The sequence below is a fragment of the Enterobacter sp. MGH 33 genome, assembly GCF_000534535.1.
Taxonomy (GTDB): domain Bacteria; phylum Pseudomonadota; class Gammaproteobacteria; order Enterobacterales; family Enterobacteriaceae; genus Enterobacter; species Enterobacter hormaechei_C.
The window spans coordinates 936,471-963,247 of sequence record NZ_KI973212.1 but is presented as its reverse complement, the minus strand read 5'-3'; the positions used below and the strand labels follow the sequence as shown (position 1 = coordinate 963,247).

The 26,777-nt window shown below is 54.6% G+C and carries 29 protein-coding genes and 5 tRNA genes; 20 read left to right on the top strand and 14 right to left on the bottom strand.

The window, feature by feature from the left end; translation table 11 throughout:
* Nucleotides 1–86 precede the first annotated feature (86 nt).
* Both L379_RS19315 and L379_RS19320 read left to right on the top strand, forming a co-directional pair.
* Nucleotides 87–1,622 carry a YjjI family glycine radical enzyme gene (locus L379_RS19315; RefSeq protein WP_032103051.1) on the top strand — a complete coding sequence of 512 codons (1,536 nt, stop codon included), beginning with the start codon at nucleotides 87–89 and terminating at the stop codon, nucleotides 1,620–1,622.
* Complete coding sequence (locus L379_RS19320; protein ID WP_017694551.1) at nucleotides 1,597–2,457, top strand: YjjW family glycine radical enzyme activase; 861 nt, start codon at nucleotides 1,597–1,599, stop codon at nucleotides 2,455–2,457. Before L379_RS19315 ends, L379_RS19320 begins: the two co-directional genes overlap by 26 nt.
* Here the strand turns inward: L379_RS19320 and L379_RS19325 are convergent.
* The 8 genes from L379_RS19325 to L379_RS19360 all read right to left on the bottom strand — a co-directional run bounded on the left by L379_RS19325 (nucleotide 2,452) and on the right by L379_RS19360 (nucleotide 8,817).
* Entirely contained in the window at nucleotides 2,452–3,234 is a 783-nt protein-coding gene (locus L379_RS19325) for a TatD family hydrolase (protein ID WP_032652508.1), read from the bottom strand. The genes L379_RS19320 and L379_RS19325 overlap by 6 nt on opposite strands.
* Nucleotides 3,231–4,283 carry a patatin-like phospholipase family protein gene (locus L379_RS19330; protein WP_032652506.1) on the bottom strand — a complete coding sequence of 351 codons (1,053 nt, stop codon included), beginning with the start codon at nucleotides 4,281–4,283 and terminating at the stop codon, nucleotides 3,231–3,233. Before L379_RS19330 ends, L379_RS19325 begins: the two co-directional genes overlap by 4 nt.
* Nucleotides 4,284–4,405: 122 nt before the next feature.
* Nucleotides 4,406–4,567, bottom strand: coding sequence for a DUF1328 domain-containing protein (locus tag L379_RS19335; RefSeq protein WP_003856556.1), 162 nt, complete (start codon nucleotides 4,565–4,567; stop codon nucleotides 4,406–4,408).
* Between the two features lie 124 nt (nucleotides 4,568–4,691).
* The gene (gene osmY, locus L379_RS19340; RefSeq protein ID WP_015572610.1) at nucleotides 4,692–5,309 is read right to left on the bottom strand and encodes a molecular chaperone OsmY; all 618 of its coding nucleotides are present in this window, start codon (nucleotides 5,307–5,309) and stop codon (nucleotides 4,692–4,694) included.
* A 303-nt stretch (nucleotides 5,310–5,612) separates the two neighbouring features.
* Nucleotides 5,613–7,202: a peptide chain release factor 3 gene (gene prfC, locus L379_RS19345; RefSeq protein WP_006810210.1), complete on the bottom strand. Its 1,590-nt coding sequence runs from the start codon at nucleotides 7,200–7,202 to the stop codon at nucleotides 5,613–5,615.
* A 92-nt stretch (nucleotides 7,203–7,294) separates the two neighbouring features.
* Nucleotides 7,295–7,972 (bottom strand): pyrimidine 5'-nucleotidase, encoded by a 678-nt coding sequence (gene yjjG, locus L379_RS19350; protein WP_017383835.1) that lies wholly within the window; start codon nucleotides 7,970–7,972, stop codon nucleotides 7,295–7,297.
* Between the two features lie 19 nt (nucleotides 7,973–7,991).
* On the bottom strand, nucleotides 7,992–8,435 hold the full coding sequence (gene rimI, locus L379_RS19355; RefSeq protein WP_017383836.1) for a ribosomal protein S18-alanine N-acetyltransferase: 444 nt from the start codon (nucleotides 8,433–8,435) through the stop codon (nucleotides 7,992–7,994).
* Nucleotides 8,404–8,817, bottom strand: a complete 414-nt coding sequence (locus L379_RS19360) for a DNA polymerase III subunit psi (RefSeq protein ID WP_023295888.1) — start codon at nucleotides 8,815–8,817, stop codon at nucleotides 8,404–8,406. Before L379_RS19360 ends, rimI begins: the two co-directional genes overlap by 32 nt.
* Nucleotides 8,818–8,919: 102 nt before the next feature.
* On the opposite strand from L379_RS19360, the gene rsmC reads away from it, so the two are divergent.
* The 6 genes from rsmC (at nucleotide 8,920) to L379_RS19390 (ending at nucleotide 10,645) form a co-directional block, all read left to right on the top strand.
* Entirely contained in the window at nucleotides 8,920–9,948 is a 1,029-nt protein-coding gene (gene rsmC / locus L379_RS19365; protein WP_015572609.1) for a 16S rRNA (guanine(1207)-N(2))-methyltransferase RsmC, read from the top strand.
* Nucleotides 9,949–10,092: 144 nt separating this feature from the next.
* Nucleotides 10,093–10,179: transfer RNA gene (locus L379_RS19370), tRNA-Leu, on the top strand.
* 28 nt (nucleotides 10,180–10,207) lie between these two features.
* A tRNA-Leu gene (locus L379_RS19375) sits at nucleotides 10,208–10,293 on the top strand.
* A 32-nt stretch (nucleotides 10,294–10,325) separates the two neighbouring features.
* Nucleotides 10,326–10,412, top strand: a tRNA-Leu gene (locus tag L379_RS19380).
* Nucleotides 10,413–10,440: 28 nt separating this feature from the next.
* Nucleotides 10,441–10,526, top strand: a tRNA-Leu gene (locus L379_RS19385).
* 32 nt (nucleotides 10,527–10,558) lie between these two features.
* Nucleotides 10,559–10,645 (top strand) — tRNA-Leu (locus L379_RS19390).
* 42 nt (nucleotides 10,646–10,687) lie between these two features.
* On the opposite strand, the gene L379_RS19395 is transcribed toward L379_RS19390, so the two are convergent.
* On the bottom strand, nucleotides 10,688–10,957 hold the full coding sequence (locus L379_RS19395) for a DUF1435 domain-containing protein (protein ID WP_026080652.1): 270 nt from the start codon (nucleotides 10,955–10,957) through the stop codon (nucleotides 10,688–10,690).
* A 216-nt stretch (nucleotides 10,958–11,173) separates the two neighbouring features.
* Between L379_RS19395 and L379_RS19400 the strand changes: the two genes are divergently transcribed.
* On the top strand, nucleotides 11,174–12,238 hold the full coding sequence (locus tag L379_RS19400; RefSeq protein WP_032103055.1) for a GGDEF domain-containing protein: 1,065 nt from the start codon (nucleotides 11,174–11,176) through the stop codon (nucleotides 12,236–12,238).
* 95 nt (nucleotides 12,239–12,333) lie between these two features.
* Nucleotides 12,334–13,122: a siderophore-iron reductase FhuF gene (gene fhuF / locus L379_RS19405; protein WP_003856570.1), complete on the top strand. Its 789-nt coding sequence runs from the start codon at nucleotides 12,334–12,336 to the stop codon at nucleotides 13,120–13,122.
* Nucleotides 13,123–13,199: 77 nt separating this feature from the next.
* Here fhuF and L379_RS19410 read toward each other — a convergent pair whose 3' ends face one another.
* Entirely contained in the window at nucleotides 13,200–14,546 is a 1,347-nt protein-coding gene (locus L379_RS19410) for a PTS cellobiose transporter subunit IIC (RefSeq protein WP_003856571.1), read from the bottom strand.
* Nucleotides 14,547–14,874: 328 nt separating this feature from the next.
* Here L379_RS19410 and L379_RS19415 point away from each other — a divergent pair, with 328 nt between their 5' ends.
* Nucleotides 14,875–15,333: a YbaK/EbsC family protein gene (locus L379_RS19415; RefSeq protein WP_003856572.1), complete on the top strand. Its 459-nt coding sequence runs from the start codon at nucleotides 14,875–14,877 to the stop codon at nucleotides 15,331–15,333.
* 31 nt (nucleotides 15,334–15,364) lie between these two features.
* Here the strand turns inward: L379_RS19415 and bglJ are convergent, their stop codons facing one another.
* Together bglJ and L379_RS19425 are read right to left on the bottom strand one after the other, a co-directional pair.
* A complete protein-coding gene (bglJ, locus tag L379_RS19420; RefSeq protein ID WP_032652504.1) occupies nucleotides 15,365–16,006 on the bottom strand; it encodes a DNA-binding transcriptional activator BglJ in 642 nt (213 codons plus the stop codon).
* Nucleotides 16,003–16,740: a helix-turn-helix transcriptional regulator gene (locus L379_RS19425; RefSeq protein WP_032652501.1), complete on the bottom strand. Its 738-nt coding sequence runs from the start codon at nucleotides 16,738–16,740 to the stop codon at nucleotides 16,003–16,005. Before L379_RS19425 ends, bglJ begins: the two co-directional genes overlap by 4 nt.
* 389 nt (nucleotides 16,741–17,129) lie before the next feature.
* Between L379_RS19425 and L379_RS19430 the strand changes: the two genes are divergently transcribed.
* From L379_RS19430 to L379_RS19470, 9 genes are all read left to right on the top strand, one after another.
* Nucleotides 17,130–17,906, top strand: a complete 777-nt coding sequence (locus tag L379_RS19430) for a threonine/serine exporter family protein (RefSeq protein ID WP_032652498.1) — start codon at nucleotides 17,130–17,132, stop codon at nucleotides 17,904–17,906.
* Nucleotides 17,897–18,370: a threonine/serine exporter gene (locus tag L379_RS19435; protein ID WP_015572605.1), complete on the top strand. Its 474-nt coding sequence runs from the start codon at nucleotides 17,897–17,899 to the stop codon at nucleotides 18,368–18,370. Before L379_RS19430 ends, L379_RS19435 begins: the two co-directional genes overlap by 10 nt.
* A 44-nt stretch (nucleotides 18,371–18,414) precedes the next feature.
* Entirely contained in the window at nucleotides 18,415–18,867 is a 453-nt protein-coding gene (locus L379_RS19440; RefSeq protein WP_015572604.1) for a MarR family winged helix-turn-helix transcriptional regulator, read from the top strand.
* Nucleotides 18,868–18,951: 84 nt separating this feature from the next.
* Nucleotides 18,952–19,380 carry an organic hydroperoxide resistance protein gene (locus L379_RS19445; protein ID WP_003856578.1) on the top strand — a complete coding sequence of 143 codons (429 nt, stop codon included), beginning with the start codon at nucleotides 18,952–18,954 and terminating at the stop codon, nucleotides 19,378–19,380.
* A gap of 124 nt (nucleotides 19,381–19,504) precedes the next feature.
* Nucleotides 19,505–20,050, top strand: coding sequence for a primosomal protein DnaT (gene dnaT, locus L379_RS19450; protein ID WP_003856579.1), 546 nt, complete (start codon nucleotides 19,505–19,507; stop codon nucleotides 20,048–20,050).
* Nucleotides 20,047–20,784 (top strand): DNA replication protein DnaC, encoded by a 738-nt coding sequence (gene dnaC / locus L379_RS19455; RefSeq protein ID WP_003856580.1) that lies wholly within the window; start codon nucleotides 20,047–20,049, stop codon nucleotides 20,782–20,784. The genes dnaT and dnaC overlap by 4 nt, the downstream gene beginning before the upstream one ends.
* Nucleotides 20,785–20,868: 84 nt before the next feature.
* Nucleotides 20,869–21,351 (top strand): YjjA family protein, encoded by a 483-nt coding sequence (locus tag L379_RS19460; RefSeq protein WP_015572603.1) that lies wholly within the window; start codon nucleotides 20,869–20,871, stop codon nucleotides 21,349–21,351.
* 271 nt (nucleotides 21,352–21,622) lie between these two features.
* Nucleotides 21,623–23,914, top strand: a complete 2,292-nt coding sequence (gene opgB, locus L379_RS19465; RefSeq protein ID WP_032652496.1) for a phosphatidylglycerol--membrane-oligosaccharide glycerophosphotransferase — start codon at nucleotides 21,623–21,625, stop codon at nucleotides 23,912–23,914.
* Nucleotides 23,914–24,423: a GNAT family N-acetyltransferase gene (locus L379_RS19470; RefSeq protein ID WP_032103061.1), complete on the top strand. Its 510-nt coding sequence runs from the start codon at nucleotides 23,914–23,916 to the stop codon at nucleotides 24,421–24,423. Before opgB ends, L379_RS19470 begins: the two co-directional genes overlap by 1 nt.
* 137 nt (nucleotides 24,424–24,560) lie before the next feature.
* Here the strand turns inward: L379_RS19470 and tsr are convergent, their stop codons facing one another.
* The gene (gene tsr / locus L379_RS19475) at nucleotides 24,561–26,225 is read right to left on the bottom strand and encodes a methyl-accepting chemotaxis protein (protein WP_032652493.1); all 1,665 of its coding nucleotides are present in this window, start codon (nucleotides 26,223–26,225) and stop codon (nucleotides 24,561–24,563) included.
* Between the two features lie 83 nt (nucleotides 26,226–26,308).
* Nucleotides 26,309–26,749, bottom strand: coding sequence for a homoprotocatechuate degradation operon regulator HpaR (gene hpaR, locus L379_RS19480; RefSeq protein WP_017383846.1), 441 nt, complete (start codon nucleotides 26,747–26,749; stop codon nucleotides 26,309–26,311).
* Nucleotides 26,750–26,777 lie beyond the last annotated feature (28 nt).

Here is a 26,777-nt window from a genome sequence, read left to right as displayed (position 1 = left end):
GCGATATCCCCGTTCTGATCAAAAGCGCCACCAGGCTGGCTTCCTACAATTCGTTCACTATCCGCAGAACAACCAAGGAAGTGAACATGCCCGACGCCCTGCAACAACGTTGCCAGCACATTGTGACCAGCCCGGTGTTAACCCCGGAACAAAAACGTCATTTTCTGGCGCTGGAAGCGGAGAACAATCTGCCCTATCCCGCTCTGCCAGAGGCGGCCCGCGCCGCGCTGGACGAGGGATTCATCTGCGACATGTTCGAAGGCCATGCGCCTTACAAACCGCGCTACGTGCTGCCGGACTACGCTAAATTTCTGGCTAACGGCTCAGAATGGCTGGAGCTGGAAGGGGCTAAAGATCTGGATGATGCCCTCTCGCTGCTCACTATCCTTTATCACCATGTTCCGTCCGTCACATCGATGCCGGTCTATCTGGGCCAGCTCGATGAGATACTCAGCCCTTATGTTAAAATTCTAACACAGGATGAAATCGATAGCCGAATAAAACGTTTCTGGCGTTACCTGGACAGAACCCTGCCCGATGCGTTTATGCATGCCAATATCGGCCCGGCGGATACGCCTGTCACCCGAGCCATCCTTCGCGCGGATGCCGAACTGAAGCAGGTTGCGCCGAACCTGACCTTTATCTACGACCCGGATGTAACCCCCGGCGATCTGCTGCTGAGCGTGGCGGAAAACATTTGTGAATGTAGTAAACCGCATATTTCTAATGGCCCGGTGAATGATAAAATTTTCACAAAAGGTCGCTATGGCGTGGTGAGCTGTTACAACTCCCTGCCGCTGGCGGGCGGCGGTAGCACGCTGGTGCGCCTTAACCTGAAGGCGATTGCGGAACACAGCCGCTCACCGGAAGACTTTTTCACTCGTACCCTTCCCCACTACTGCCAGCAACAAATCGCGATCATCAATGCGCGCTGCGATTTTCTATATGAACAATCCGGCTTCTTTGAGAATAGCTTCCTGGTGAAAGAGGGGCTGATTGATGCCGATCGCTTTGTGCCGATGTTTGGCATGTACGGTCTGGCCGAAGCGGTGAATGTGCTGTGCGAGAAAGCAGGCATTACGGGACGTTACGGTAAGAACGAACAGGCCAATGCGCTGGGCTACCGCATCAGTGAACAGCTTGCGGCGTTTGTTGAAAACACGCCGGTGAAACACGGCTGGCAGCACCGCGCGATGCTGCATGCCCAGTCTGGGATCAGTTCCGATTCTGGCACCACGCCGGGCGCACGTCTGCCGTACGGCGACGAACCGGACCCTGTCAGCCACCTGCTGGCCGTGGCGCCGCACCATAAACACTATCATTCGGGGATCAGCGATATTCTCACCCTGGAGGAAACGGTTAAACGCAATCCTCAGGCTGTGGTGCAGCTGTGCCTGGGGGCGTTCAACGCCGGTATGCGTGAGTTCACCGCGAATGTAGCCGGAAACGACCTGGTGCGCGTCACCGGGTATATGGTGCGGCTCTCCGATCTGGAGAAATACCGGGAGGCCGGCTCGCGCACCAACACCACCTGGCTCGGCGAGGAGGCCGCGCGCAATACCCGTATTCTGGAACGTCAGCCGCGCGTGATAAGCCATGAACAGCAGATGCGCTTTAGTTAGTCAGGTCATACCCTTCTCCTGCGTTGACGGGCCGGGCAGCCGCCTGGCGTTGTTCCTCCAGGGCTGTAACCTGCGCTGCAAAACCTGCCACAACCCGTGGACGATAGGGCGCTGCAACGACTGCGGCGACTGTGTTCCCCACTGTCCTCATGATGCGCTGGCAATTCAGGCCGGGCGCGTCTGGTGGCAGGAGAGTCACTGTCAGCAGTGCGACACCTGTCTGCATCTGTGTCAGCAGCAGGCGACGCCGATGGCGCAACGCTATAGCGTCGAGGAGATCCTCTCCCGGGTTCGCACGTCCGCGCCGTTTATTGAGGGCGTGACCGTCAGCGGGGGTGAGGCCACCACGCAGCTGCCGTTTTTGGTTGCGCTGTTCACCGCGATCAAAGCCGATCCGTCCCTGCGCCATCTGACGTGCCTGGTGGACAGCAACGGCCTGTTAAGCGAAACCGGCTGGCAAAAGCTGTTACCGGTGTTTGACGGCGCGATGGTGGATCTGAAAGCCTGGGGCAATGAACATCACCGTTTTCTGACCGGGCGCGAAAACACGCAGATCAAGCAGAGCATCCGCTGGCTGGCCGATCGTCATCGCCTGACGGAGCTGCGCCTGCTGGTGATCCCCGCTCGGTGTGATTATCTGCACCATCTGCCATCGCTGACCGCTTTTATCCACGCGTTGGGGAACGTTCCTGTGCGGATCAACGCGTTTCATGCTCATGGGGTTTACGGGGAGGCGGCGCGATGGCGGAGCGCCACGCCGGAGGACATCGAGCCGCTGGCGCAGGCCCTGGAACGGCAGCAGATCACGGTGATCCGCCCGGCCCTTTATTTATAGCGTGATGCCGAAGACCGCGCGGGTGTTTTCCAGCAGCGCGCTGGCAATCACATCTTCAGGCTCCTGACGCAGCTCACACAGCACATCAAAAACGCGCGCCGCCTGCTCCGGGCGGTTGGGCTGGCCCTGAAAACCATTCAGCGGCATGTCAGGCGCATCCGTTTCCAGCAGGAGCGAGGTCAGCGGGAGCTGCGCCATCACATCACGGGTTTTGCTGGCACGCGGATAGGTAATGGTGCCACCGACGCCAATCTTATAGCCCAGCTCAATAAAACGCTGCGCCTGCTGAAGGCTTCCAGCGAAACCATGGACCACGCCCCTGCGCGGCACGTCGATACGCTTCAGGTGCATCGCCAGTTTGTCATGGGTACGTCTGGAGTGGAGGATCACCGGCAGATCGTGGCGCTTTGCCAGCCGGAGCTGCGCATCCAGGATCGTCTGCTGGCGCTCAAACTGCGGATCTTCACGATAGAGATCGAGGCCGATCTCACCGATGGCAACCAGCTTTGTATCCGCATTTTGCAGCGTGGCATCCAGCCTGTCGAGATGGTCATCAAGATGGTGCTCAATAACGATCGGATGCAGACCCAGCGCGGCATACAGCGCATCGTGCTCCCGGGCAAGCGCCAGAACTTTGTCGAATCTCGCCGCTTCAATAGCGGGCACAATAATGGCTCTCACACCGGCCTCAGCCGCGCGCGCAATACTTGATGTTTCCTCCCCGCTAAACGGCGGGAAATCAAAGTGGCAATGGGTATCGATAAAGCAGTGCGTCACGCCAGATCCTCCTTATCGAGTAAGCCATCGTTGGCCTGCGGCGCGTCCACCAGCGGCATCGCCACCGCGTCATTGGCCACAACGGCAGGCGGCAAAATGATGCTTTTATGCCGATGAAGAGGCGGTTGCTCCGCCAGCATTTTCCCGACGGTCGCCAGGAAGTAACGCCCGCACAGCCGCCCCGTTTTGTAATCCATACGCAACGCAGGCAGCCGACTGCCCAGCGCCATGCTCAACAGCGGCTTAGGCGGATAAATTTCAAAGATGCGCAGCTTGCCCGGTGGTTTTTCAATAAAACGCTGCATCGCGCCGTAGGTGGTTTCATGCTGCTTCGCGATATTCACCAGCGGTTGCAGGCTGCTGTCGCCCAGCCAGCGTTCCATCCGCTTAAACCACTGTGGGGTGTAATACATCTGCGAAGGCACCGTGCGGATCACCACAATGGTTTTTGCCCCGCGCCGCGCCGCCTCCTGTACCGGCACCGCGTCGCTGATACCGCCGTCAAGATAGCTTATCCCCTCCAGCAGGGCGCCGGTGCGGTAGAATCCCGGGATCGCGCTGGACGCGCGGATGATATCCAGCCAGTTCTCTTTCTGCGGCGAAAAGTAACCCGGCGAATAGTCATCGCCACGGCTGGCGCACATCCAGAACTCTTTGCCGGTATCGAACAGACGTGACGCGGTATCCATGGCCAGCGGCATCTGGCTGGAGGTAGCATCCAGTAACCAGTCGAGATCGATCAGGTTCCCGCCGCGTACGAAGCGTACCGGATTGAAGAATTCTTTGGAGGTGGTGTAGCGCATAATCACTTTGCGCGCATAGCCGGGCTGGTTGCAGACATAGGCGGAGAGGTTCTGCGCCCCGGCAGAGGTACCGAAATAGAGATCGAACGGGTTGAATTGTGCGCGCATAAATTCGTCAAGCACGCCAGCAGTGAAAATACCGCGCTGCCCTCCCCCTTCACAGACCAGCGCAAGCTGGCCTGCATGAAACGGTTTTAACGTCAGCGGCGCAATATTGCCGAGCGTAACGGGAATTCGTTGCCCCACCTCTGCCTTCCTGTTTTCATTATTTTGATGAGACACAGTAACGCACTTCCCCGGTGGTTCTCAAACGAGAAAAAGCCAGTCACGAGGACTGGCTTGAGTTTGTTTAATAAATATTGCGTTTGCTACGGGCGACGTCGACCCGTAAACAGGCTGACCAGGAACAGAATAATACCGACGACGAAGACAATTTTCGCTGCCCATGCCGCGGTACCCGCCAGTCCACCAAAGCCCAATGCGGCGGCAATTAACGCGATAACCAGAAATATAATGCCCCAACGAAACATAAGCCTCTCCTTTACCATAGTTAATGTCGGCCGCTAAACGTGAGCGCTCAGGTCACTCACCGGCTTTTCCAGAATCGTTTTTATTTCGCCCGCGGTTTTCAGCCTGCGGGCGAATGGTACTGCTTTACTTCGTTTTCAGATCGTTTTTGACGCTTTTCACACCATCAATAGCTTTCGCAATTGACTCGGCACGATCGCTTTGTGCCTGATTCTCAACCGTACCGGACAGCTGGACCACACCATCGGTGGTTTCAACTTTCACCATACGGGATGGCACGATGTCGTCAGCTAACAGTTTAGCTTTGATTTCGCTGGTAGTTGCTGCATCTCCGGCATAGCCCTTCACCGACGATTCTTTGCTGTCACGTACGTGCAATTTGTCGCTGACGGAGCTTACGCCCTCAACGCCTTTCGCCACTTTAACGGCTTCTTCGGCCTGGGTCTGGCTTTCAACGAAACCGCTCAGGGTGACAACCTTGTTGTCGGTTTTAACAGAAATATCGGTGCTCTTGATGGATTCGTGATCCACCAGTGCGGCTTTCACTTTTGCTGTGATTGAGCTGTCATCCATGAAATTACCGACTTTATTCATAGAGCTATCGATTTTTTCCCCTGCGGTATTGGCGGAATTTTGCGCTTTATCCATGGTGCTGGTTTCCGCCAGAGCAGAACCGCTTACCAGGACACTACCCAATGTTACAGCCAGCAGAGTTTTAGAAATCTTCAGTCTTGTCATATTCATCGATTTATTCCTGTGTTTTGCCCATTATTTGGGCGACATACTTCCCTAATCTTGGTTTTATATATTGCGAATTAACACCGGGGCAAAATGGAGAACCAATGGATATGCATTGAACAGTTAATTCATCCACGCCCGGTGCTAAACACTGAGTTAAATATAGATCACAATCAGAGGGGTGCATTCAGAATTGGGGAAAAAACGAACGAATAGCGAAAAATTGCGGTGAATTAAGAACATTCCGCAAGGGTTTAATAACACAGGAATTAAAGAAGAGCACGGCGGCTGCCGTGCTCTGAAAGGAAATTAATGCTCGCGCGTTTTGCGGAACTGAACATCAGGATAACGTTCCTGCGTCAGGTTCAGGTTTACCATGGTTGGGGCGATATAGGTCAGGTTATCGCCACCGTCCAGCGCCAGCTGAACTTCGTTCTTACGTTTAAATTCTTCGAATTTCTTCACGTCTGAACATTCAACCCAGCGGGCGGTCGCCACGTTCACCGATTCGTAAATCGCTTCCACGTTGTACTCGCTCTTAAGACGGGCAACCACCACGTCGAACTGGAGCACACCCACCGCGCCCACGATCAGATCGTTATTGGCGATTGGGCGGAACACCTGTACCGCGCCCTCTTCGGAAAGCTGGACCAGGCCTTTCAGCAGCTGCTTCTGCTTCAGCGGATCGCGCAGGCGAATGCGGCGGAACAGTTCTGGCGCGAAGTTAGGGATACCGGTGAACTTCATCATTTCGCCTTGCGTGAAGGTATCGCCAATCTGAATGGTACCGTGGTTGTGTAAACCAATGATGTCACCCGGATAGGCTTCTTCTACATGCGAACGGTCGCCCGCCATGAAGGTCAGCGCGTCGGATATCACTACGTCTTTACCGATACGGACCTGACGCAGCTTCATGCCCTTTTCGTACTTACCGGAAACCACGCGCATAAAGGCGACGCGGTCGCGGTGTTTCGGGTCCATGTTGGCCTGAATTTTAAAGACGAAGCCGGAGAACTTCTCTTCCTTCGCTTCTACTTCGCGGGTGTCGGTTTTACGCGGCATCGGCTGCGGGGCCCATTCAACCAGACCGTCGAGCATATGGTCAACGCCGAAGTTGCCGAGTGCGGTACCGAAGAAGACCGGGGTAATTTCACCGCTCAGGAACAGCTCTCTGTCGAACTCATGCGACGCGCCTTTAACCAGCTCCAGCTCATCGCGCAGCTGGGCGGCCAGCTCTTCACCGACAGCGGCGTCCAGCTCCGGGTTGTCCAGACCTTTCACAATGCGGACTTCCTGAATGGTGTGGCCCTTACCGGTCTGGTACAGGTAGGTTTCGTCTTTATAGAGGTGGTAAACCCCTTTGAACAGCTTGCCGCAGCCAATCGGCCAGGTGATTGGCGCGCAGGCAATCTTCAGCTCGTTTTCCACTTCATCCATCAGCTCCATCGGATCACGGATGTCACGGTCGAGTTTGTTCATAAAGGTGAGGATCGGCGTATCGCGCAGACGGGTGACTTCCATCAGCTTGCGGGTACGATCTTCAACACCTTTCGCGGCGTCGATCACCATCAGGCAGCAGTCCACCGCCGTCAGCGTACGGTAGGTATCTTCGGAGAAGTCTTCGTGCCCCGGGGTGTCCAGCAGGTTCACCAGGCAGTCGTGATACGGGAACTGCATCACGGAGGTGGTAATCGAAATACCACGCTGCTTTTCCATCTCCATCCAGTCGGATTTAGCATGCTGGCTGGAGCCACGGCCTTTAACGGTACCCGCGGTCTGGATCGCCTGTCCGAACAGCAACACCTTCTCGGTGATGGTCGTTTTACCGGCATCCGGGTGCGAGATAATGGCAAAAGTGCGGCGTTTGGCCACCTCTTGCAGATAAGGAGACAACGTCATAATCAATTCTTCTTAGGTAAGCGCGGCAGCAGGCCGCGCATCATGGAATACGAAAAATGCGGCTATTTTACCCATCAACAGGGGGCAGGCAATCATTGTTTACACAGGAGCTGCTCCAGTTCGTTCAATGACGTAACGGTCCAGGTCGGCTCGATGCCTTCCGGCAGCGTGCGACCATGCGCATTCAGCCAGACGGTCGACAGGCCCGATCTCATACCTCCCAGAATATCAGATTCTGCCGTATCCCCCACCATCAGCACGCGATCGCGGTCAGGATTGCCCGCTTGCGCCAGCGCATAATCGAAAATACGCGGATCCGGCTTCGGTACGCCCACCTCTTCGGAGATCACCAGCGCGTCGAAATGATCGCGCAGGCCGGTGCGTTCAAGGCGGATCTGCTGAAGCGCGGTAAAGCCGTTGGTAATGATCCCAAGCTTCACCTTCCCTTTCAGCGAATCCAGCAGAGAAACGGCGCCGGGCAGCGGCGCGCAGATATCCGCCATCGCATTCAGGAAGGCCTCGTTCAGCGCCCCAGGACTGACGTTTAACCGTTCAGCCCACACGTCAAAACGCTGATGCTGAAGCTGTAACGCGGTGATGGCTCCGTTCTGGTAATCCACCCACAGCGGTTTGTTCACCGCCTGATAGTCCTGAAAATCTTCCGCGGTGAACGTCACGCTATAGTCGAGAAACATCCGCTGTAGGCCGCCGAACGAGTCAAACGTAAACAGCGTTTCGTCGGCATCAAAGAAAATCCAGTCCCATTTCATCGTTACAACCTTATTTTCGTTATCCAATCGGCAGAGCCATGATAATGGCGTCTTCACGTCCCTCTGCGGTGGGGTAGTAGTTACGGCGGATAGTCGCCTCGTTGAAGCCTAAGCTTTCATATAGCGCGATGGCGGCGACATTGGACGCGCGCACCTCCAGCCACAGGGTGAAAACGTCACGGGTTTCCAGCTCACGAATGAGGTGCTCAAGCAGTTCCCTGCCCAGCCCGCGGCGCTGGTAAGCGGGATCGACCGCAATATTAAACAGCGTCGCCTCGTCCAGAACGACCTGCGTGATGGCGAACGCAGCCATCGCACCGTCAACGTCCAGGCGGAGATTTAAATAGCGTTCGCCCTGATTGCTGGCAAACGTCTTTTCGCTCCACGGAAAGGCATGGGCGCGGGTTTCAATCGCGAACGCGGTGGTCAGGTCAACCGTCGTGAGGGAAGAAATCGTGTTCATATTCGCAAATTTGTTGCCATAGCGCGCTACGCGCTTTTGGGTTGGCTTTCAGTTCGTCCAGCGCTGGCGAACTGATCTGGCTTCCTTCAAGAGGTAGCTCGTCCACCGCCCCGATTCGCCAGCTGTTACAGCGGCTGTCAGGGGGAAGCATCGCGACGCTTTCAGGCGCCAGCTGTAATACCTGATCGCGGGTCACCTTCAGGGTGCGAAGGACATCCTCAATCAGGGGCTCGTTCAGGGCAGGCGGCGCTTCTGCCACCATCACCAGGCGGACATGCGCAGGGATGGAGATGGCTATTTCGCCCCGCAACGCCGTCGGGCGACGCAAAGCCCACTGGGTAATGCCCAGCTGCTGCAACTGCCAGTCTCGTCGGGATGTCATAGCGAAAACTCCTGTCTCTCAGGCGCGCAAATATAGCAAATGTGTCGAAACTGCGCCATCTACCTACTATAATCCCCGCCTGAGTTTATTGAGGAACAATTCATGTCTGCATTTACCCCGGCAAGTGAAGTCTTGCTGCGTCACAGTGATGATTTCGAAGAAAGCCGTATTCTGTTTGCCGGAGATATGCAGGATGACCTGCCCGCGCGTTTCGACTGTGCTGAAAGCCGTGCCCACACCCAGTACTATCACCACTGGCAGGTGCTGAGCCGCCAGATGGGCGAGCGCGCGCGCTTTAGCCTGGCGGCGGAGCAGAGCGATATTGCTGACTGCGATACGCTCATTTACTACTGGCCGAAAAACAAGCCGGAAGCCCAGTTCCAGCTGATGAACCTGCTTTCTCTGCTGCCGGTCGGCTGCGATATTTTTGTTGTCGGTGAGAACCGCAGCGGGGTGCGTAGCGCAGAGCAGATGCTCGAAGCCTGGGCGCCGCTGACGAAAATCGACAGCGCCCGTCGCTGCGGACTGTACCATGGTCGTCTGGAAAAACAGACCACCTTCGATGCCGACGCCTTCTGGGACGAGTACCAGCTTGACGGCCTGACCATTAAAACCCTGCCGGGCGTGTTCAGTCGTGATGCGCTCGATACGGGCAGCAAGCTGCTGCTGTCCACCCTGACGCCTCACACCAAGGGCAAGGTGCTGGACGTCGGCTGTGGCGCGGGCGTGCTGTCAACGGTTCTCGCCAGCCACTCACCAAAAGTGCGTTTAACCCTGTGTGACGTGAGCGCCCCGGCAGTAGAAGCCAGCCGCGCCACGCTTGCTGCGAATGGCATAGAAGGTGACGTGTTTGCCAGCAACGTCTTCTCCGACGTGACCGGTCGCTTTGACATGATCATCTCTAACCCGCCGTTCCACGACGGAATGGAGACCAGCCTTGAAGCGGCGCAAACGCTGATCCGTGGCGCAACCCGTCACCTCAACAGCGGCGGTGAGCTGCGTATCGTAGCGAACGCCTTCCTCGCGTACCCGAAAGTGCTGGATGAAACCTTTGGCTTCCACGAAGTGATCGCCCAGACGGGCCGCTTTAAGGTCTATCGCACCGTGATGACGCGCCAGGCGAAAAAGTAAACCCCCGGTCCGGCGATGGCCGACGCTGCCATCGCCCATTTTTGCAGCAATCAAAACAACGTGCGCAATTTTCTGTTGACGTAAAGCTGAAAACATCTAGAATGCGCCTCCGTGGTTACGATACTTTTACAGTGTCGATGGTATGCGAAGGTGGCGGAATTGGTAGACGCGCTAGCTTCAGGTGTTAGTGTCCTTACGGACGTGGGGGTTCAAGTCCCCCCCCTCGCACCATAAATCACGTTGATATTGCTCGCACTGGGCGAAGGTGGCGGAATTGGTAGACGCGCTAGCTTCAGGTGTTAGTGTCCTTAGGATGTGGGGGTTCGAGTCCCCCCCCTCGCACCAACGAGGCGATATCAAACCAGTAAGATGACTGTGCGAAGGTGGCGGAATTGGTAGACGCGCTAGCTTCAGGTGTTAGTGTCCTTACGGACGTGGGGGTTCAAGTCCCCCCCCTCGCACCATAAATCACGTTGATATTGCTCGCACTGGGCGAAGGTGGCGGAATTGGTAGACGCGCTAGCTTCAGGTGTTAGTGTCCTTAGGATGTGGGGGTTCGAGTCCCCCCCCTCGCACCAACGAGGCGATATCAAACCAGTAAGATGACTGTGCGAAGGTGGCGGAATTGGTAGACGCGCTAGCTTCAGGTGTTAGTGTCCTTACGGACGTGGGGGTTCAAGTCCCCCCCCTCGCACCAATTATCTTACATCCCCTCAGCAGTGCCTCCTGTTTTTCCCTTTTATTTCAAACTCATCAGAATCACCAGCAGTCCACTGATTAGCGCCACGCATGATGGCAGCAGCACGTAATGCCGTAACTGTTTGTGCCAGATCATTGCGGATGTCACCAGCAAGCCTGAAACAATCATTGCTTTCCAGACATCAATGGGGAGATCGGCAAACATTAGCCCACCGATAATGGAACCAGGCAGTAATATTCCCCACCCACTTCCCAGCGCTTTGCTCAACATGGTTTCACCTCTCGCACTGATAATGATAACCAGTATCATATGATAGTAATTATCACTTGTCAGCATGCGACGTAAGAAATTGCGCCAGCAATTGCTTTCCCATAATGACAGAGAATGTGTAAGGTGATAAATTGCCCACCTGTTAACTTCCGATAAAGTTTTTCTGATAATAAAAATTCAATTTTGTAGCGCCCAATATTACACAACAACACCTTGCTCATTGTTTTAATTGAGTTTTAATAAAAACGCACGCATATGACATCACAATCCTGGCTGTCTTTAGTCAACAAGAAATATCAGCTATCTTTACGTTTGTTTTTATTTCTGAACGCCGCATCAGCATTGTTCTCGGTAACAAACCCTCTCTATTCCGTGCGTGTGTTATCAGTCCCGCTCTTTGCCGTACTGACTATCAGCACAGGCTTACTTATCTGGCACTGGAAAAACAGCACGCGAAAAATAAATATCCCTGTTGTTTCAGCTATTTTTGGTCTTTTATGGGCCTGGCAGATCGTCTCTAAATTTCTGTTAATCACGCACGATCACGCGACCTATTTAATGATGGCGCTATTAACAGTGCTTTTTATAGGGTCTCTGGCGTTCGCAAGTAATATTAAAGCCTTTACGTTACATTCATTTCCCGCTTTTATATCCTGCCTGTGGCTTAGTCCGTCCGAAAACTGGCTGAGAATGGCCTATTTTTTCGCGCTGCCGGTGGTCGCCATTGGTATCCATCATGTTCTTCAGCGGCGCAATGACCGTTTCGCCCAGGAGCTGCTTTCCGAGCTGCTGGAGGAGCGCGAAACCCTGACCGATCTCAGCATGATGGACCCGCTCACCGGCCTATATAACCGTCGCGGGCTGCAAAGCCGGCTGGAGAATCTTCCCAGGCCTGACGCTGGCGAGCACTTCGTGCTGCTGATGGATATCGACCACTTCAAAGCCTACAACGACCATTATGGCCATATGATGGGCGATCAGGCCTTGATCAGGGTCTCGGCTGCGATACGCGACGCCGTGCGCTCACGCGATGTTGTCGCCCGGTTTGGCGGGGAAGAATTTATGGTGCTGTTGAGTAACATCCCGCTGGAGCAAGCGCGACAGACTGCTGAACGCATACGTCAGAAGGTTTACGATCTTAAAATCCCCCATATGTTTAACGAAAGCGTCGCCACTAACGTGACCATCAGCATCGGCATCGCCATGTTCGAAGGTGACGACGTTGAGGGCGCGCTGGCGAAAGCCGATAAAGCCCTCTATGAAGCCAAGCATATGGGACGTAACAGCATTCTGCTGAGCGAAGAGCTTCATACCGCCTGAAACCGCCTTCACAGCGCCAGGATAAAACGCTTGCGCTCGGTTTTATCTATAGTTAGGATTGGCAATCATTATCATTTAGATTTGTAATCCACACTATGGCGACTCGTACCGCACACATCGTTGAGCCCCTACTCTGGCGAGCTCCACTCTCCGCCGGGGAAACGACGCTTGCGGATGCCATTCGGGAAAAAATTGCCGTAACGCGCGCCCATCTGCTGGATTTCATCAAACTGGATGAAGCACCGCCGCATCATGCTCTGACGCTGACTGAGTGGCAACGTCCTGCGGAGCTGCGGTCACTGCTGGCAACCTATTCCGACCATATTTATCGTAACCAACCTACCCTGACGCGGGAAAACAAACCGCTGTTATCCCTCTGGGCACAGTGGTATATCGGGCTGATGGTGCCGCCTGTCATGCTGGCCCTGTTGACCCAGGAAACGATGCTCGATCTCTCGTCGGAACATTTCCATGTTGAGTTTCATGAAACCGGGCGCGCTGCCTGTTTCTGGATTGATGTACATGAAGATCCGAGCGCGAGACACCTGTCAGCGCAGGCGCGTATGGAACGGCTGATTACAAGAGCGCTGGTTCCGGTCATTGATGCGCTGGAAGCGACGGGAGAGATTAACGGCAAACTGATCTGGAGTAATACCGGGTATCTTATCCACTGGTATTTAACGGAGATGAAGCCGCTGCTCGGCGACGAGAAAGTGGATGCACTGCGTCAGAGCTGTTTCTTTGCCAGACAGCTGTCGGATGGACGGGACAACCCTCTTTACCGCACCGTGGTTCCGCGTGAGGGACTTCTGGTACGTCGTACCTGCTGTCAGCGCTACCGTTTGCCGGACGTCCAGCAGTGTGGCGATTGCACGCTTAAGTAGTCTGGCCCGGCCTGAAACCCGCAGAGAGAGGGAACAAACACTAAAAACGGCAACCTGCGTTGCCGTTTTGCTTTTACCTAAGCGACCTGCTGATTTTCCTCTTCTCCATTACGCTGTGCTTCTTCCGCTTCCTGCTGAAGCAACTGTTTCTCGTACACCTTGAAGAACGGGAAATAGATAATGGCGGAAACGCAGGCCAAAACCAGCACCAGAATGGCTGCACGGAAATCCCAGCCCAGCGCCCAGGCGGCACCAACCGGAGCCGGTGCCGTCCACGGCACAACGGAAATCACGCGGCCAATCAGATCAAACTTCATCGCTGCCCATGCCAGCACGGCATTAACCATCGGCGCCAGCAGGAAAGGAATAAAGAACACCGGGTTCATCACAATCGGCGTACCAAAAATCACCGGTTCATTGATATTGAAAATGCTTGGTACCACGCTCAGACGTCCAATGGAGCGCAGGTGCGCGGAGCGGCTACGCAGATAGCAGAACACCAGCCCCATCGTCGCCCCCGATCCGCCGATAACGATAAAGAACGTCCAGAAGGCTTCCATAAAGATGTGTGGCAAAGGCTGGCTCGCCGCCAGCGCGGTCTGGTTCGCCCCCAGGTTTGTCAGCCAGAACATTTGCAGCATCCCGGAGACAATCGCCGCGCCGTGGATCCCGGCAAACCACAGCAGGTGGCCAATCAGCACCGCCAGCAGGATCGCAGGCAGCGAGTCAGCCGCAGAGACCAGCGGTTTGAATATCGACATGATGGCCTGTGGGATCAGCATACCGAACTGCGACTGGATCAGCAGGCTCAGCGGGTATAGCGTGAGCACCACCACCAGCACCGGGATCAGCAGGTCAAACGAGTTTTTGATCATCGGTGGAACCTGGTCTGGCAGGCGGATCCCGATATTGTGTGCTTTCAGGAAACGCATCATCTCAACGCAATAGATCGCCACCAGAATCGCGGTGAAAATACCGGTCCCTCCCAGGCTATCCACCGGTAAAGCGCCTTTGGTTTTAGGGGCGGCGACCAGCAGGAACGCCATCAGCGACAGCATCGCGCACATGAACGGATCCAGCTGATGCGTTTTAACGTAATGTTTGCCCAGGTTGTAGGCAATAGCCGCACAGATATAAAGGGACATCACCCCCATTGTCATATCAAACGGCGTCAGAATTTGACCTTCAAACTGCTTCGCCATATCCAGCCAGGCGCGAGCAAAACCCCAGGTGGTATCAGGCGAAAAAGGCGGGTAAGCGAACACTAATAAAAACGAGCCTACAATCATAAACGGCATCGCTGAGATAAACCCGTCACGAATAGCCATAACGTGACGCTGGGAAGAGATGCGCCCGGCAATAGGGCTGACATAATTTTCAACGAAGCGGAAAATCAGATTAAATGCAGCGTGGTTGGCAGACATAGCAGATCTCCTGTCAGACGTTCGTTTTGGACGCTCTCACGTCACACGTTGTTCCATACATCAGCGTCACAACCTTGCCGGATCGTGTACCTGCGGTACTGCTCAAACGGAATGGTTTCATAATTAGCTCTTATTATTAGATACAGGGGAAGTTACACACTTAGTATTAATCTCTGCATCACGCTCTGCAACCGGTTACTGTAACCGGTTTCTGTGAATGTGAAGGCGATCCAGAAATCGCCCCTGACGGATATTTGTTACTTAAGGGATATTTACAGCGACTAAATTCTTATGACAGATTACGCAGGATATTTGTCAGGAGGAATCAATGAGTTTGCAGTCTGTACAACAGTTTTTTGCCGAACACGCTCCGGATATAGAGATCATTGAGCTTAACCAAAGCACAGCGACTGTTGCCCTTGCTGCTGCCGCGCACAACGTTGAACCCGGCCAAATTGCCAAAACGCTGTCACTGAAAATTAAAAATGACGTGATTCTGGTGGTTGCAAAAGGCGATGCGCGTCTGGATAACAAAAAGCTTAAAGAGACATTCGGCGCAAAAGCCCGCATGCTCAGCAGCGATGAGGTAGTCACCCTGACGGGTCATCCTGTTGGCGGCGTCTGCCCTTTCGGACTGGAAAATCCGCTCTCTGTTTACTGTGACATCACATTAAAACAGTACGCGGAAGTGTTACCCGCAGCGGGTGCCATCCACAGTGCGGTGCGTATATCGCCCGACAGAATGGCGGAGCTGACCGCAGCAAAATGGGTCGATGTCTGCATTTAAACGTTGCGCCAGAAGAACTCTGGCGCACCACTTAACGCTGAGAGAATGAAGGAACGGTGAGAGCTGAACGACGCACTTCCCGGGCAGGGAGATGCGCCAGGATATCCGCCGCATCCAGTAATCCCACGTCAGAATTGACGCCCAGCTTTACCATTGCGTTAAACTTATGCGCCCGGATGGTTTTAATATTGCGTTCAAGCTGCGCCGCAATTTCAGGGATTGAAAAACCCGATGACATATAACGCAGTATTGCCCTTTCGGTTGGGCTTAACATACGATTCTGGCTCGCACACCAGTGATTGTACATGTTGTCATTCACCTGATGCGTTTCGCTGAGTAATGTCTCCAGCCCCTCCATTAGCTGCTTTAGCGGAATCGATTTACTGATTATCCCATGCAAGCGAGAAGGCGAAAGATGGCTGACCAGCCTCGCCTCCATTTCGTCAGAGGCCAGCACGATACGCTGGACGTCGCTGTGGGTGAAGGTGAGATCCCGTAAACAGGCCAGACAGTTTCTCCGCTCTTCACGCTCATCAGACAGTGAATAGATAACCGCATAGAATGAGATATCCGAGAGCGCCGCTTTAAAGCTGGCGAATCTGCTAAACAGGTGCACCTGGTAATGGCTCAGGGCGGGCATCGCAAAGAGATGCTTCAGCCCTACAGCGCTCATTGAGCAGCTTTCGATGACGGCGATATGTCTTGTTGCAGTGGTCTTTTCCATTCCTCAAACTCTCCATAAGCCGACATTAAACTGAGTTCTCGCATTCCCTGGGTACTGCTTATCCACGCGTACATATCGGCATTACTGCGAAGTGATAAGCGGCGCATTGCACTGTTTTTCTGTGCACTGATCGTTTTATTACTTTTATTCAGCAGCGTGGCTATTTGGTTGATTCCCCAACCTTTACCTAATAAACGCAACACCTTGCATTCAGAGTGGGTGAGCGCAATCATTTGCTCACTCTCTTCTTCAATATCGGACGTTTCCGGTATTAATAACGTCTGGCTTATTCGCTCGGCACGTTCACTGCCCGCGCGAATAGCGTTAATAACGCCTTCAATCGGTTCCATATCCGAAAGCAGCGTGCTTTCCGGACGCATAAGAAGCTCTACTGCAAGTGGATAAAGGGGACGCGAGACAAGGAATATCCAGTGAATGTCCCGATACTGATTCATTAATCCATAATACTGCTCAAGCGTGCCGCGAGGATTACGATACTCACCTGAAATATCGGCAATAACGACCCCAGCGCGACGCAATTGTAGTAGCGTCAACTCCTGCATCGAACGGCAGTACGTTATTTCAAAATCAGGAAAATGACGCGTCATGACGCCACCTAGCCCATTTTGCATAACCGGCACTCTACTAATCACCACTCCGTGTTTACCATTCAATGGCAACATAGACCCTCCCTGTCATGAATTCATTATTTAAGAACGAACTAACCCTACGAGTTTAAACACGCTTGCATCCCTCAGTACAAAACGGCTTAATACTCGCAAATCAGAAGAAATGTCCAATGGGTTAAGAAACGCCCAATACTGGCTTAATATCGCATAAAGACCACAAAACTTTAATTAAGATTGCGTGAAAAGATTGAAAATATGAAATTAGAAATACTTAATATATTGTCTTTATAAATCTCTATTTTTATATTCATTAAATAAATAGAAAGTGCGGTTTTCTCCCCCTGCTCACGCGACTGATTGCACAAATGTTGATCTGGCCCAGCGCAAAGGGCCCGGCCCTTTGTGTTAAAAGTAAGCAATCTCTCTTCTCTTCAGGGCGTTTCATGCAGGCAGATCGGTCTACGCAACGTGCTACCACGCGGCTATGTATTCAGTGCGGGCTTTTTCTCTTACAACACGGGGCAGAAAGCGCCCTCGTGGAAGAACTTTCCACACGCCTTGGGCTGGTGCTGGGGATGGACAGCGTTGAGAGCTCCATCTCGTCAAATGCCATTGTGCTGACCACCATTAAAGACGGACAGTGCCTGACCTCCACCCGTAAAAATCATGACCGCGGCATTAACATGCACGTCGTGACGGAAGTGCAGCACATCGTGATCCTTGCTGAACACAAGCTGCTCGATCTGAGGGAGATAGAGAAACGCTTCAACCAGATCAAACCTCTCCGGTATCCACGCTGGCTGGTTGTGCTGATGGTGGGACTCTCCTGCGCCTGCTTCTGCAAGCTCAACGCGGGCGGCTGGGACGGCGCTGTCGTGACCTTCTTTGCCAGCAGCATCGCGATGTATGTCCGCCAGTTGTTGACGCACAGGCAACTGCATCCGCAAATTAACTTCTGCATCACGGCGTTCGTGGCGACAACCGTATCCGGCCTGCTTTTGCGCCAGCCTTACTTCGCCAGCACGCCTACTGTTGCGATGGCCGCCAGCGTATTGCTGCTGGTGCCGGGTTTTCCCTTAATCAACGCCGTCGCTGATATGTTCAAAGGCCACATCAACACCGGTCTGGCGCGCTGGGCGATAGCCAGCCTGCTGACGCTGGCGACCTGTATCGGGGTGGTAATGGCCATGACACTCTGGGGGTTACGCGGATGGGCGTGATGGATTTTCTGCTCGCACTGGCGCAGGACATGCTCCTGGCAGCCCTTCCCGCCGTTGGCTTTGCGATGGTGTTTAACGTACCACAGCGTGCATTACCCTGGTGTGCGCTGCTGGGTGCCATTGGCCACGGCTCACGTATGATCATGATGACCTCGGGCTTTAATATCGAATGGTCGACGTTTATCGCCTCCATGCTGGTCGGCAGCATCGGTATTCAGTGGTCCCGCTGGTATCTGGCGCACCCGAAAGTGTTCACCGTGGCGGCAGTCATTCCTATGTTCCCGGGCATTTCAGCCTATACGGCGATGATCTCCGCCGTCAAAATCAGCCACTTTGGCTACAGCGAACCGCAGATGATCCTGCTTCTGAGCAATTTCCTTAAAGCCTCGTCGATTGTGGGCGCGCTCTCCATCGGCCTGTCGATCCCCGGATTATGGCTTTACCGCAAACGTCCACGCGTATAATAAAATCGCTTGCAATTGTATCGCGCGCTATCTATATTCATTTCATGGACGCAAAAACGAACGACACTACCAACGCGCTTCTGCTGGATAACCAGCTCTGTTTTGCCCTCTATTCGGCAAATCTGGCGCTTAACAAGCTGTACCGGCAACTGCTGGCGCCGCTTAACCTGACCTACCCGCAATATCTGGTGATGCTGGTGCTGTGGGAGCAGGATGATATTACGGTGTCAGACATTGGCGAGCGGCTGTTTCTGGATTCCGCCACGCTGACTCCCCTGCTGAAACGCCTGGAAAGCGCAGGATTAATCTTCCGCCAGCGTTCCCGTCAGGATGAGCGTCAGGTCGCCGTCACCCTGAGCGACGCGGGTCGGGCGCTGCAACAGCAGGCCGTGACGATACCCCACGCCGTGGGCTGTGCAGCGCAGTGTGATACCGACACCATGCTGGCGCTCAAGCAACAGCTCGAACTTTTGCGCCAACAGCTTCATCGCGCGTAAGGCTATACTTTACGCGTCTGATTCTAACTTAATACATCGCGCGCTATTTAATAGTGCATATAAACGTAAGATGAGGAACCTGCCATGTCTTTAGAAAAAGTTGTCTACACTGCCAAAGCCAAAGCAACCGGAGGCCGTGATGGCCGCGCAACGTCTTCCGATGGCGTTCTGGATGTCAAACTGGGTGTGCCAAAAGAGATGGGCGGCATGGGGGGTGAAGTAACCAACCCTGAACAGCTGTTCGCTGCGGGCTACTCCGCCTGCTTCCTGGGCGCAATGAAGTTCGTTGCGGCACGCGACAAATTCGCTCTGCCAAAAGACGCCTTTATTGAAGGCGAAGTGGGGATTGGCCCGCTGCCAACCGGTTTTGGTATCGAAGCGAAGCTGAACATCCACGTTGAAGGGATGGACGCAGCGGAAGCTAAAAAACTGGTGGATGCAGCGCATATCGTCTGTCCGTACTCTAACGCGACGCGCGGCAATATCGACGTGACGCTGAACATCATCGCGTAAACAGCCCTTGTGATTTTAGCCCCGGTAAGCGTAACGCCGCCGGGGAAATCCTCTCCTTTCCTCTCCTCTCTCTGTGCTACCATAACCCTCAATCACGTCCGTAGTAATCAGTTGAGAAAGTGTTATGTCCTCCAGAATCCTGACCACCAGCATTGCTGGCATTGATGCCTTTATGCGCGATCCTCGCGGTGTGTTGACGCACGCCGAAGGCGGCACGCTCGCGGTATTTGCCGACAACGCCCCGGCGTTTTATGCGGTCACGCCGGAACGTCTGGCGCAGCTTCTGGAAATTGAAGCGAAGCTGTCGCGTCCGGCGAGCGATGTCATGCTGGATAATCAGTTTTTTGACGAACCCGCCAGCGCCCCGGTGGCCGTTCCAATGGGGAAATTTCCCATGTACGCCGGTTGGCAGCCGGACGCCGATTTTCAGCGGCAGGCGGCCTTATGGGGAATAGCCCTCGCGCAGCCCGCGACGCCAGAAGAGCTGGCGGCCTTTACCGCTTACTGGCAGGCTGAAGGAAAAGTCTTCCACCATGTTCAGTGGCAGCAAAAGTTCGCGCGCAGTCTGCAAATCAACCGCGCCAGCAACAATGGCCAGCCAAAACGTGATATCAATGCCTTTTCAGAACCGGACAAAAAAATCCCTGATGGATTCCGAGGTGCGAAATGAAAAACGTCGGCGACCTGATGAAACGTTTGCAGAAGATGATGCCCGCAAACGTGAAGCCCGCCTTCACCACCGGTGAAGAGCTGCTGGCATGGCAAAAAGAGCAGGGTAAAATTCGCGCGGCTGCCCTCGCCCGCGAAAACCGCGCGATGAAAATGCAGCGCACCTTTAACCGCTCGGGCATTCGCCCTCTGCACCAGAACTGCTCCTTCGAGAATTATAAGGTCGAGTCACAGGGGCAGATGAACGCCCTCAACCAGGCGCGCCAGTACGTGGATGAATTTGACGGCAACATTGCCAGCTTCATCTTTAGCGGAAAACCCGGCACGGGGAAAAATCACCTTGCGGCCGCAATCTGCAACGAGCTGCTGCTGCGCGGGAAGTCAGTGCTGATTATCACCGTGGCCGATATTATGTCCGCCATGAAGGACACCTTCAGTAACCGCGAAACCAGCGAAGAACAGCTGCTGAATGATTTGAGTAACGTGGATTTGCTGGTCATCGACGAGATCGGCGTCCAGACGGAGTCCCGCTACGAAAAAGTGATCATCAATCAGATTGTCGATCGCCGTTCGTCGTCAAAACGCCCAACCGGTATGCTGACGAACCACAATATCGACGAGATGACCCGACTTCTTGGCGAGCGGGTGATGGATCGCATGAAGCTGGGTAACAGCCTGTACGTCATCTTCGACTGGGACAGCTATCGCAGCCGCGTCACCGGCAAAGAGTATTAAGATATTTCCAGGGAGCACTGGAAGAGCAGAGGTATATACTGAACCCACTTTTGGCCCAAAACGGACCTTGTTGAGTAAATCATTATGAAAAAACAGTTTCTTATCAGCATCCTTACTGGCGCCCTGCTGGTGACTGGCGCAGCGCAGGCCGCATCATGGCAGGAGTCGCTCTCCAGCGCAGCAAGTGAGTTAACCAAAGAGAGCGGCACTTCCCAGGGCGGGCTGTCAGCCTCGTCCCTCACCGGCCTGCTGAGTAACAGCTCCCAAAGCCTGAGCGCCGGAACGATGAACAACGCGGCGGGCATTCTGGAATACTGCGCGAAGCAGAAACTGGCTTCCGTTACCGATACCGAAAACATCAAAAACCAGGTACTGGGTAAACTGGGTCTGGACACCCAGGAGCAGAAAGCGGACACCAACTATATGGACGGTATTCAGGGTCTGCTGAACGCGCAAAATGGCCAGCAGCTGAACCTCAGCACCCTTGGAAATTCATCTCTGGCGAAACAGGTAAAAACGAAAGCCTGCGATCTGGTGCTGAAACAAGGCGTTAATTTCCTCTCCTGATCGCCTCCCATTTTCTGCCACAACACGCCGGGTTTATTACGTTAGTCTTACACCGCGGCGTGAAGTGCGTTTTTTTACCCCCTGCCACCACCTCAGCCTCCGTGTGCCACGATGCGACTGTATTCAAAAATCCGATTTTATAAACCAAATCCTAACAACAGCACACTTTCGTGACACTAAAATTGCAGCTAAGCGACATCGCAATTACATTGTATTACCCAAAAAATAAGCAATTAGTCGGCTAAGCGTCCGGCATGATGAGGATCTGCTGTTGTCAGAGTTAATGTCCCTTGTCCTTTTCCTGGCTTCCATCGGCGTTTATGCCTGGAAAGCCGGTCGTCACACCTGGTGGTTTGTGGCCACCCTGGTGGTGCTCGGCATTTTTATTGTTTTAAACATTACGTTATATGCCAGCGATTACTTTACCGGCGACGGTATTAACGACGCGGTGCTCTACACGTTGACCAACAGCCTCACCGGCGCTGGTGTGGGTAAGTACATCCTTCCGGGTCTGGGGCTGGTGGTCGCCCTGGTGGGCATCTTCGCCGCGCTGGCCTGGGTTCTGCGCCGTCGCCGTCACCGTCCGCATCATCATGGCTACAGCCTGCTGGCGCTGTGCCTGGCGCTGGCCTCCGTGGATGCCAGCCCGGCATTCCATCAAATTACCGAGCTGGTAAAATCCCAGTCGCGCGATGGCGATCCGGACTTTGCGGCCTATTACAAAGAACCCTCGAAGAAGATCGACAATCCCAGACTCAACCTGGTCTATATCTACGGCGAAAGTCTGGAACGCACCTATTTTGATAACGATGCTTTCCCGAACCTGACGCCAGAGCTTGGCGCACTGAAAAACCAGGGCCTCGACTTCAGCCACACCATGCAGCTCCCTGGCACGGATTACACCATCGCAGGGATGGTGGCCTCCCAGTGCGGCATTCCGCTGTTTGCCCCGTTTGAAGGCAACGCCTCCGCCTCGATGTCGAGCTTCTTCCCGCAGAACATTTGCCTCGGCGATATCCTGAAAAACTCGGGCTATGAAAACTACTTTATGCAGGGCGCTAACCTGCGCTTTGCCGGGAAAGATGTGTTCCTGAAATCCCACGGTTTCGATCACTTGTATGGTTCCGAAGAGCTGAAAACCACGGTGGCCGATCCGGCCTACCGCAACGACTGGGGCTTTTACGACGATACCGTTCTTGATGAAACCTGGAAGAAATTCGAGGAGCTTTCCCGCGCCGGTAAACGCTTCTCGCTGTTTGCGTTGACCGTTGACACGCATCATCCGGATGGTTTCGTCTCACGCACCTGTAAACGTCAGGGCTATGACATTGACGGTAAAAACAACAAGTCGTTCAGCGCCGTGACCTGTAGCCAGGAGCATATCGCGGCGTTAATCGAGAAAATCAAAGCGTCGCCGTATTTCAAAAATACGGTCATCGTCGTCTCATCTGACCATCTGGCGATGAAAAACAGCGCCTGGGATGAGCTGAATAAGCTGGATCGCAGCAACCTGTTCTTTGTGCTGCGCGGCGATAAACCGCAGCAGGAGATCATTGCCGCTAAACGTAACTCGATGGATAACGGCGCTACCGTGCTGGATATTCTGGGTGGCGATAACTTCATTGGCCTGGGCCGCAGTACGCTGTCGGGCCAGTCCCTGTCGGAAATCTTCCTCAACATGAAGGAAAAAATCCTCGCCTGGAAGCCGGATATCATTCGTCTGTGGAACTTCCCGAAAGAGATAAAAGACTTCACCATCGATCAGGATAAAAAAATGATCGCGTTCTCCGGCAGCCATTTCCGCCTGCCGCTGCTGCTGCGCGTGTCGGATAACCGCGTCGAGCCGCTGCCGGAAAGCGAATACTCCGCGCCACTGCGCTTCCAGCTGGCGGAATTTGCCCCGCGCGATAATTTCGTCTGGGTCGACAAATGCTACAAAATGGGCCAGCTCTGGTCGCAACAGCTCTCGCTGTCCACCGACTGGTGCGTCTCTCAGGGGCAACTCGGCGGCGAGCAGACCGTGCAACACGTTGACAAACCGCAGTGGCAGGGAAAAACCGCGTTTAAAGATACGATTATTGATACCGCACGCTATCAGCGCAACGTAGACCTGCTGAAAATCGTCGACAACGACATTCGTTATAAAGCAGACAGCTTCATCTTTAATGTTGCCGGCGCGCCGGAAGAGGTGAAGCAGTTCAGCGGTATTTCACGGCCGGAATCCTGGGGGCGCTGGTCTAACGCGCAGTTGGGCGATGAGGTGAAAATTGAATATACCCATCCGCTGCCGGAGAAATTCGATCTGGTGATCACCGCCAGGGCATTTGGTCCCAACGCAAACCATCCTATACCGGTGCGCGTCGGTGATAAAGAACAGACGCTGACGCTGAGCAACGATGTCACCACCAGCACGCTGCATTTCGATAACCCAACGCGCAGCAATACGCTGGTCATTGTGCCACCCGATCCGCAGTCCACTAACGAAGGGAATATTCTCGGTCACGCTCCGCGCAAGCTGGGGATCGGCATGGTGGAGATTAAAATTGTGAGCAGCGCTGGCTGATGACGGCGTTCACTCTTCGCCCGACGCGCATCGACGACGTCGCTGCCCTGCCCGCCATTGAACGCGCGGCGGGGCAGCGGTTTCGCGACGTTCCTGAGCTGGCCTGGCTGGCAGACAATGAGGTTATTTCTGTTGAAGATCACCTCGGTTACGCCGGACGCGGATTAAGCTGGCTGGCGCTGGCTGACGACAGGCCCGTGGGTTTTATTCTCGCCGAAGCTCATCCATCGTCGCTGTTTATTGTGGAACTGTCGGTTCACCTGGACTGGCAGGGACGAGGTCTTGGACGCCAGTTAATCGCCCGTGCCGCCGCGCATGCCCGCAGTCTGGGGCTGAACTCGCTGACGTTAACGACGTTTCGTGATGTCCCGTGGAATGCGCCCTTCTACAGGCGATTAGGGTTTGAAATGATGACGACGCTGACGCCAGAACTGCGCCAGAAACGCGAGGAAGAGACGGCGCACGGTTTAGCGTATGGTTCCCGCTGCGCCATGCGCCTGCCTCTGTAAAATCGCCCGGTGGCGCTGCGCTTACCGGGCCTACAAAACCCAATTCCGCAGGCCGGGTAAGGCGAAGCCGCCCCCGCCAAAACCCACAATCCGTAGGCCGGGTAAGGCGTAGCCGCCACCCGGCAAAACGCACAGCGTCAGAACGTTTCCCAGTTATCGCCCGCGTCTGCGGTCGCCGGTTTACGCGCCACTACCGGTGCGGCAACGCTTTTCGCCGAGGCGAACTCGCGCGCCTTCATCTGTTCCTGCTGAATACGGAACACCGCAACGGCCTGCGTCAGACGGCTCGCCTGCTCTTCCAGTGCCGCGGCCGCCGCCGCAGACTCTTCCACCAGCGAGGCGTTCTGCTGGGTCACGCGGTCCATCTCAGCCACCGCCAGCCCAACCTGGTCGATACCGCGGCTCTGCTCGTCAGACGCAGACGCGATTTCGCCCATGATATCCGTCACGCGCGTTACCGCATTCACGATCTCACCCATGGTTTCACCCGCGCTTTCAACAAGCGTTGAACCAATTTCCACGCGCCCCACGGAGTCTTCAATCAGGCTCTTGATCTCGCGAGCCGCCTGGGCGCTGCGCTGCGCCAGGTTTCGGACTTCACCTGCAACCACCGCAAAACCACGCCCCTGCTCGCCCGCACGCGCCGCTTCTACCGCCGCGTTCAGCGCCAGAATATTGGTCTGGAAGGCAATCCCGTCGATCACGCTGATGATATCGGCGATTTTCTGCGAACTGCCGGCGATGTCACGCATGGTCTGCACCACGTTATCCACCACCTTGCCGCCTTTCTGCGCGGTTTCAGACGCGCTCAGCGCCAGGTTGCTCGCCTGACGGGCGTTCTCGGCGTTCTGCTTCACGGTGGCAGTCAGCTGCTCCATGCTGGCGGCGGTCTCTTCCAGAGAGGCAGCCTGCTGTTCGGTACGGGATGAGAGATCGTTATTGCCCATCGAGATTTCGCTCGCACCGCTGTAAATGGCGTTTGCGCCGTTACGCACGTCACCCACGGTACGCACCAGCTCGCCCTGCATATGGCGCAGGGAGTCAGCCAGTACCCCCATCTCGTTGGAGCCTTCCACGTCGATGCGCTTCACCAGGTCGCCGCTGGCGATATGACGAATGCTGTCAATCAGACGGTTCAGCGGCGAAATCAGCGCCTGACGAATACCCAGCCAGACGGCAACAATCACCACCAGCACCGCAGCCAGCACGCTAATCAGCACCCAGATAGCCTGGCGGTAAGAGCTGTTGCTGTCTTCAACCGCGGTCTGATACAGCGCGTCGTTCTGTTGCAGATAGTTGACGTACTGCTTCTCAAAGCCATCCTGATAGCTCTGGGTCGGCTGGTCGAAGAACTCATTGATTTTGCCCGCCCCCAGCAGCTGGATCAGCTCAGCCAGCGCGCCATGGTAAATATCGTAATTACGTTTGATTTCCAGTGCCGCAACGTCGCTCTGACGCGGGTCGCGCGGCAGCGCTTCGTAATCCGCCCAGTTTTTTTCCGCCTGTTTCAGAGACGCAGAGGCAATCTGCATCAGCTCGGCGACGGTTGAGCCGCTGCCGATATTGTTCTGATCCATCATATAGCGGATACCCGCGCGGTTCAGGGTGTTACGGGTTTGCAGCAGCGCCACCCAGCTACCGTTCAGGGTGGATTGTTGCTGGCGAATGGTTTGCAGGATGGTGAAATTCTCTTTGTCATGCTTCAGGGCATTGAAGAAAAGACCACCAGACGTGAGTTGTAAAAGGCCAAATATCGCTAAAACCAGCAGTAAGCTGGTGACAATCTTGATTCGGTTTAACATGTTTTCTCTTTCCTCAGGCAGATACAGAATATTCGGCCTGGCATGAGAAAACTTTACGAAAATCATCCTGGAATTTAGGGTTTTTACGCTTCGTCCCTCGCGGCGATATGTCGGTTTCCAAGTTCAATAAACTCTTCCAGCAGCGCCGTGAGCTGCTTCATCTTCTCAGGCGTATATTCCGCCTCAATCTGCTGGTACGCCTCTTCCACCTGAGCCTGAGCACGCTGGTACAGCGCGTTGCCTTCTTTCGTCAGCGACACGTACAGCTTGCGCTGGTCAGTCACCGGTTTTAAGCGCAGCACCAGACCGTCGCGCTCCATCCGCGTCAGAATGCCGGTCAGGCTTGGGCGCAAAATACAGGTGCGGAACGCCAGATCGTGAAAATCCATGGAGGGATGCTCGGCCAGCACGCGGACGATACGCCACTGCTGCTCGGTCAGATTATGCCGCTTCACTATCGGGCGGAAGTAGCCCATCGCCGCTTCACGCGCCTGCAACAGCGCGATGGTTAATGAGTCATGCATCATCTACCCCTTACATCATTAACAAATA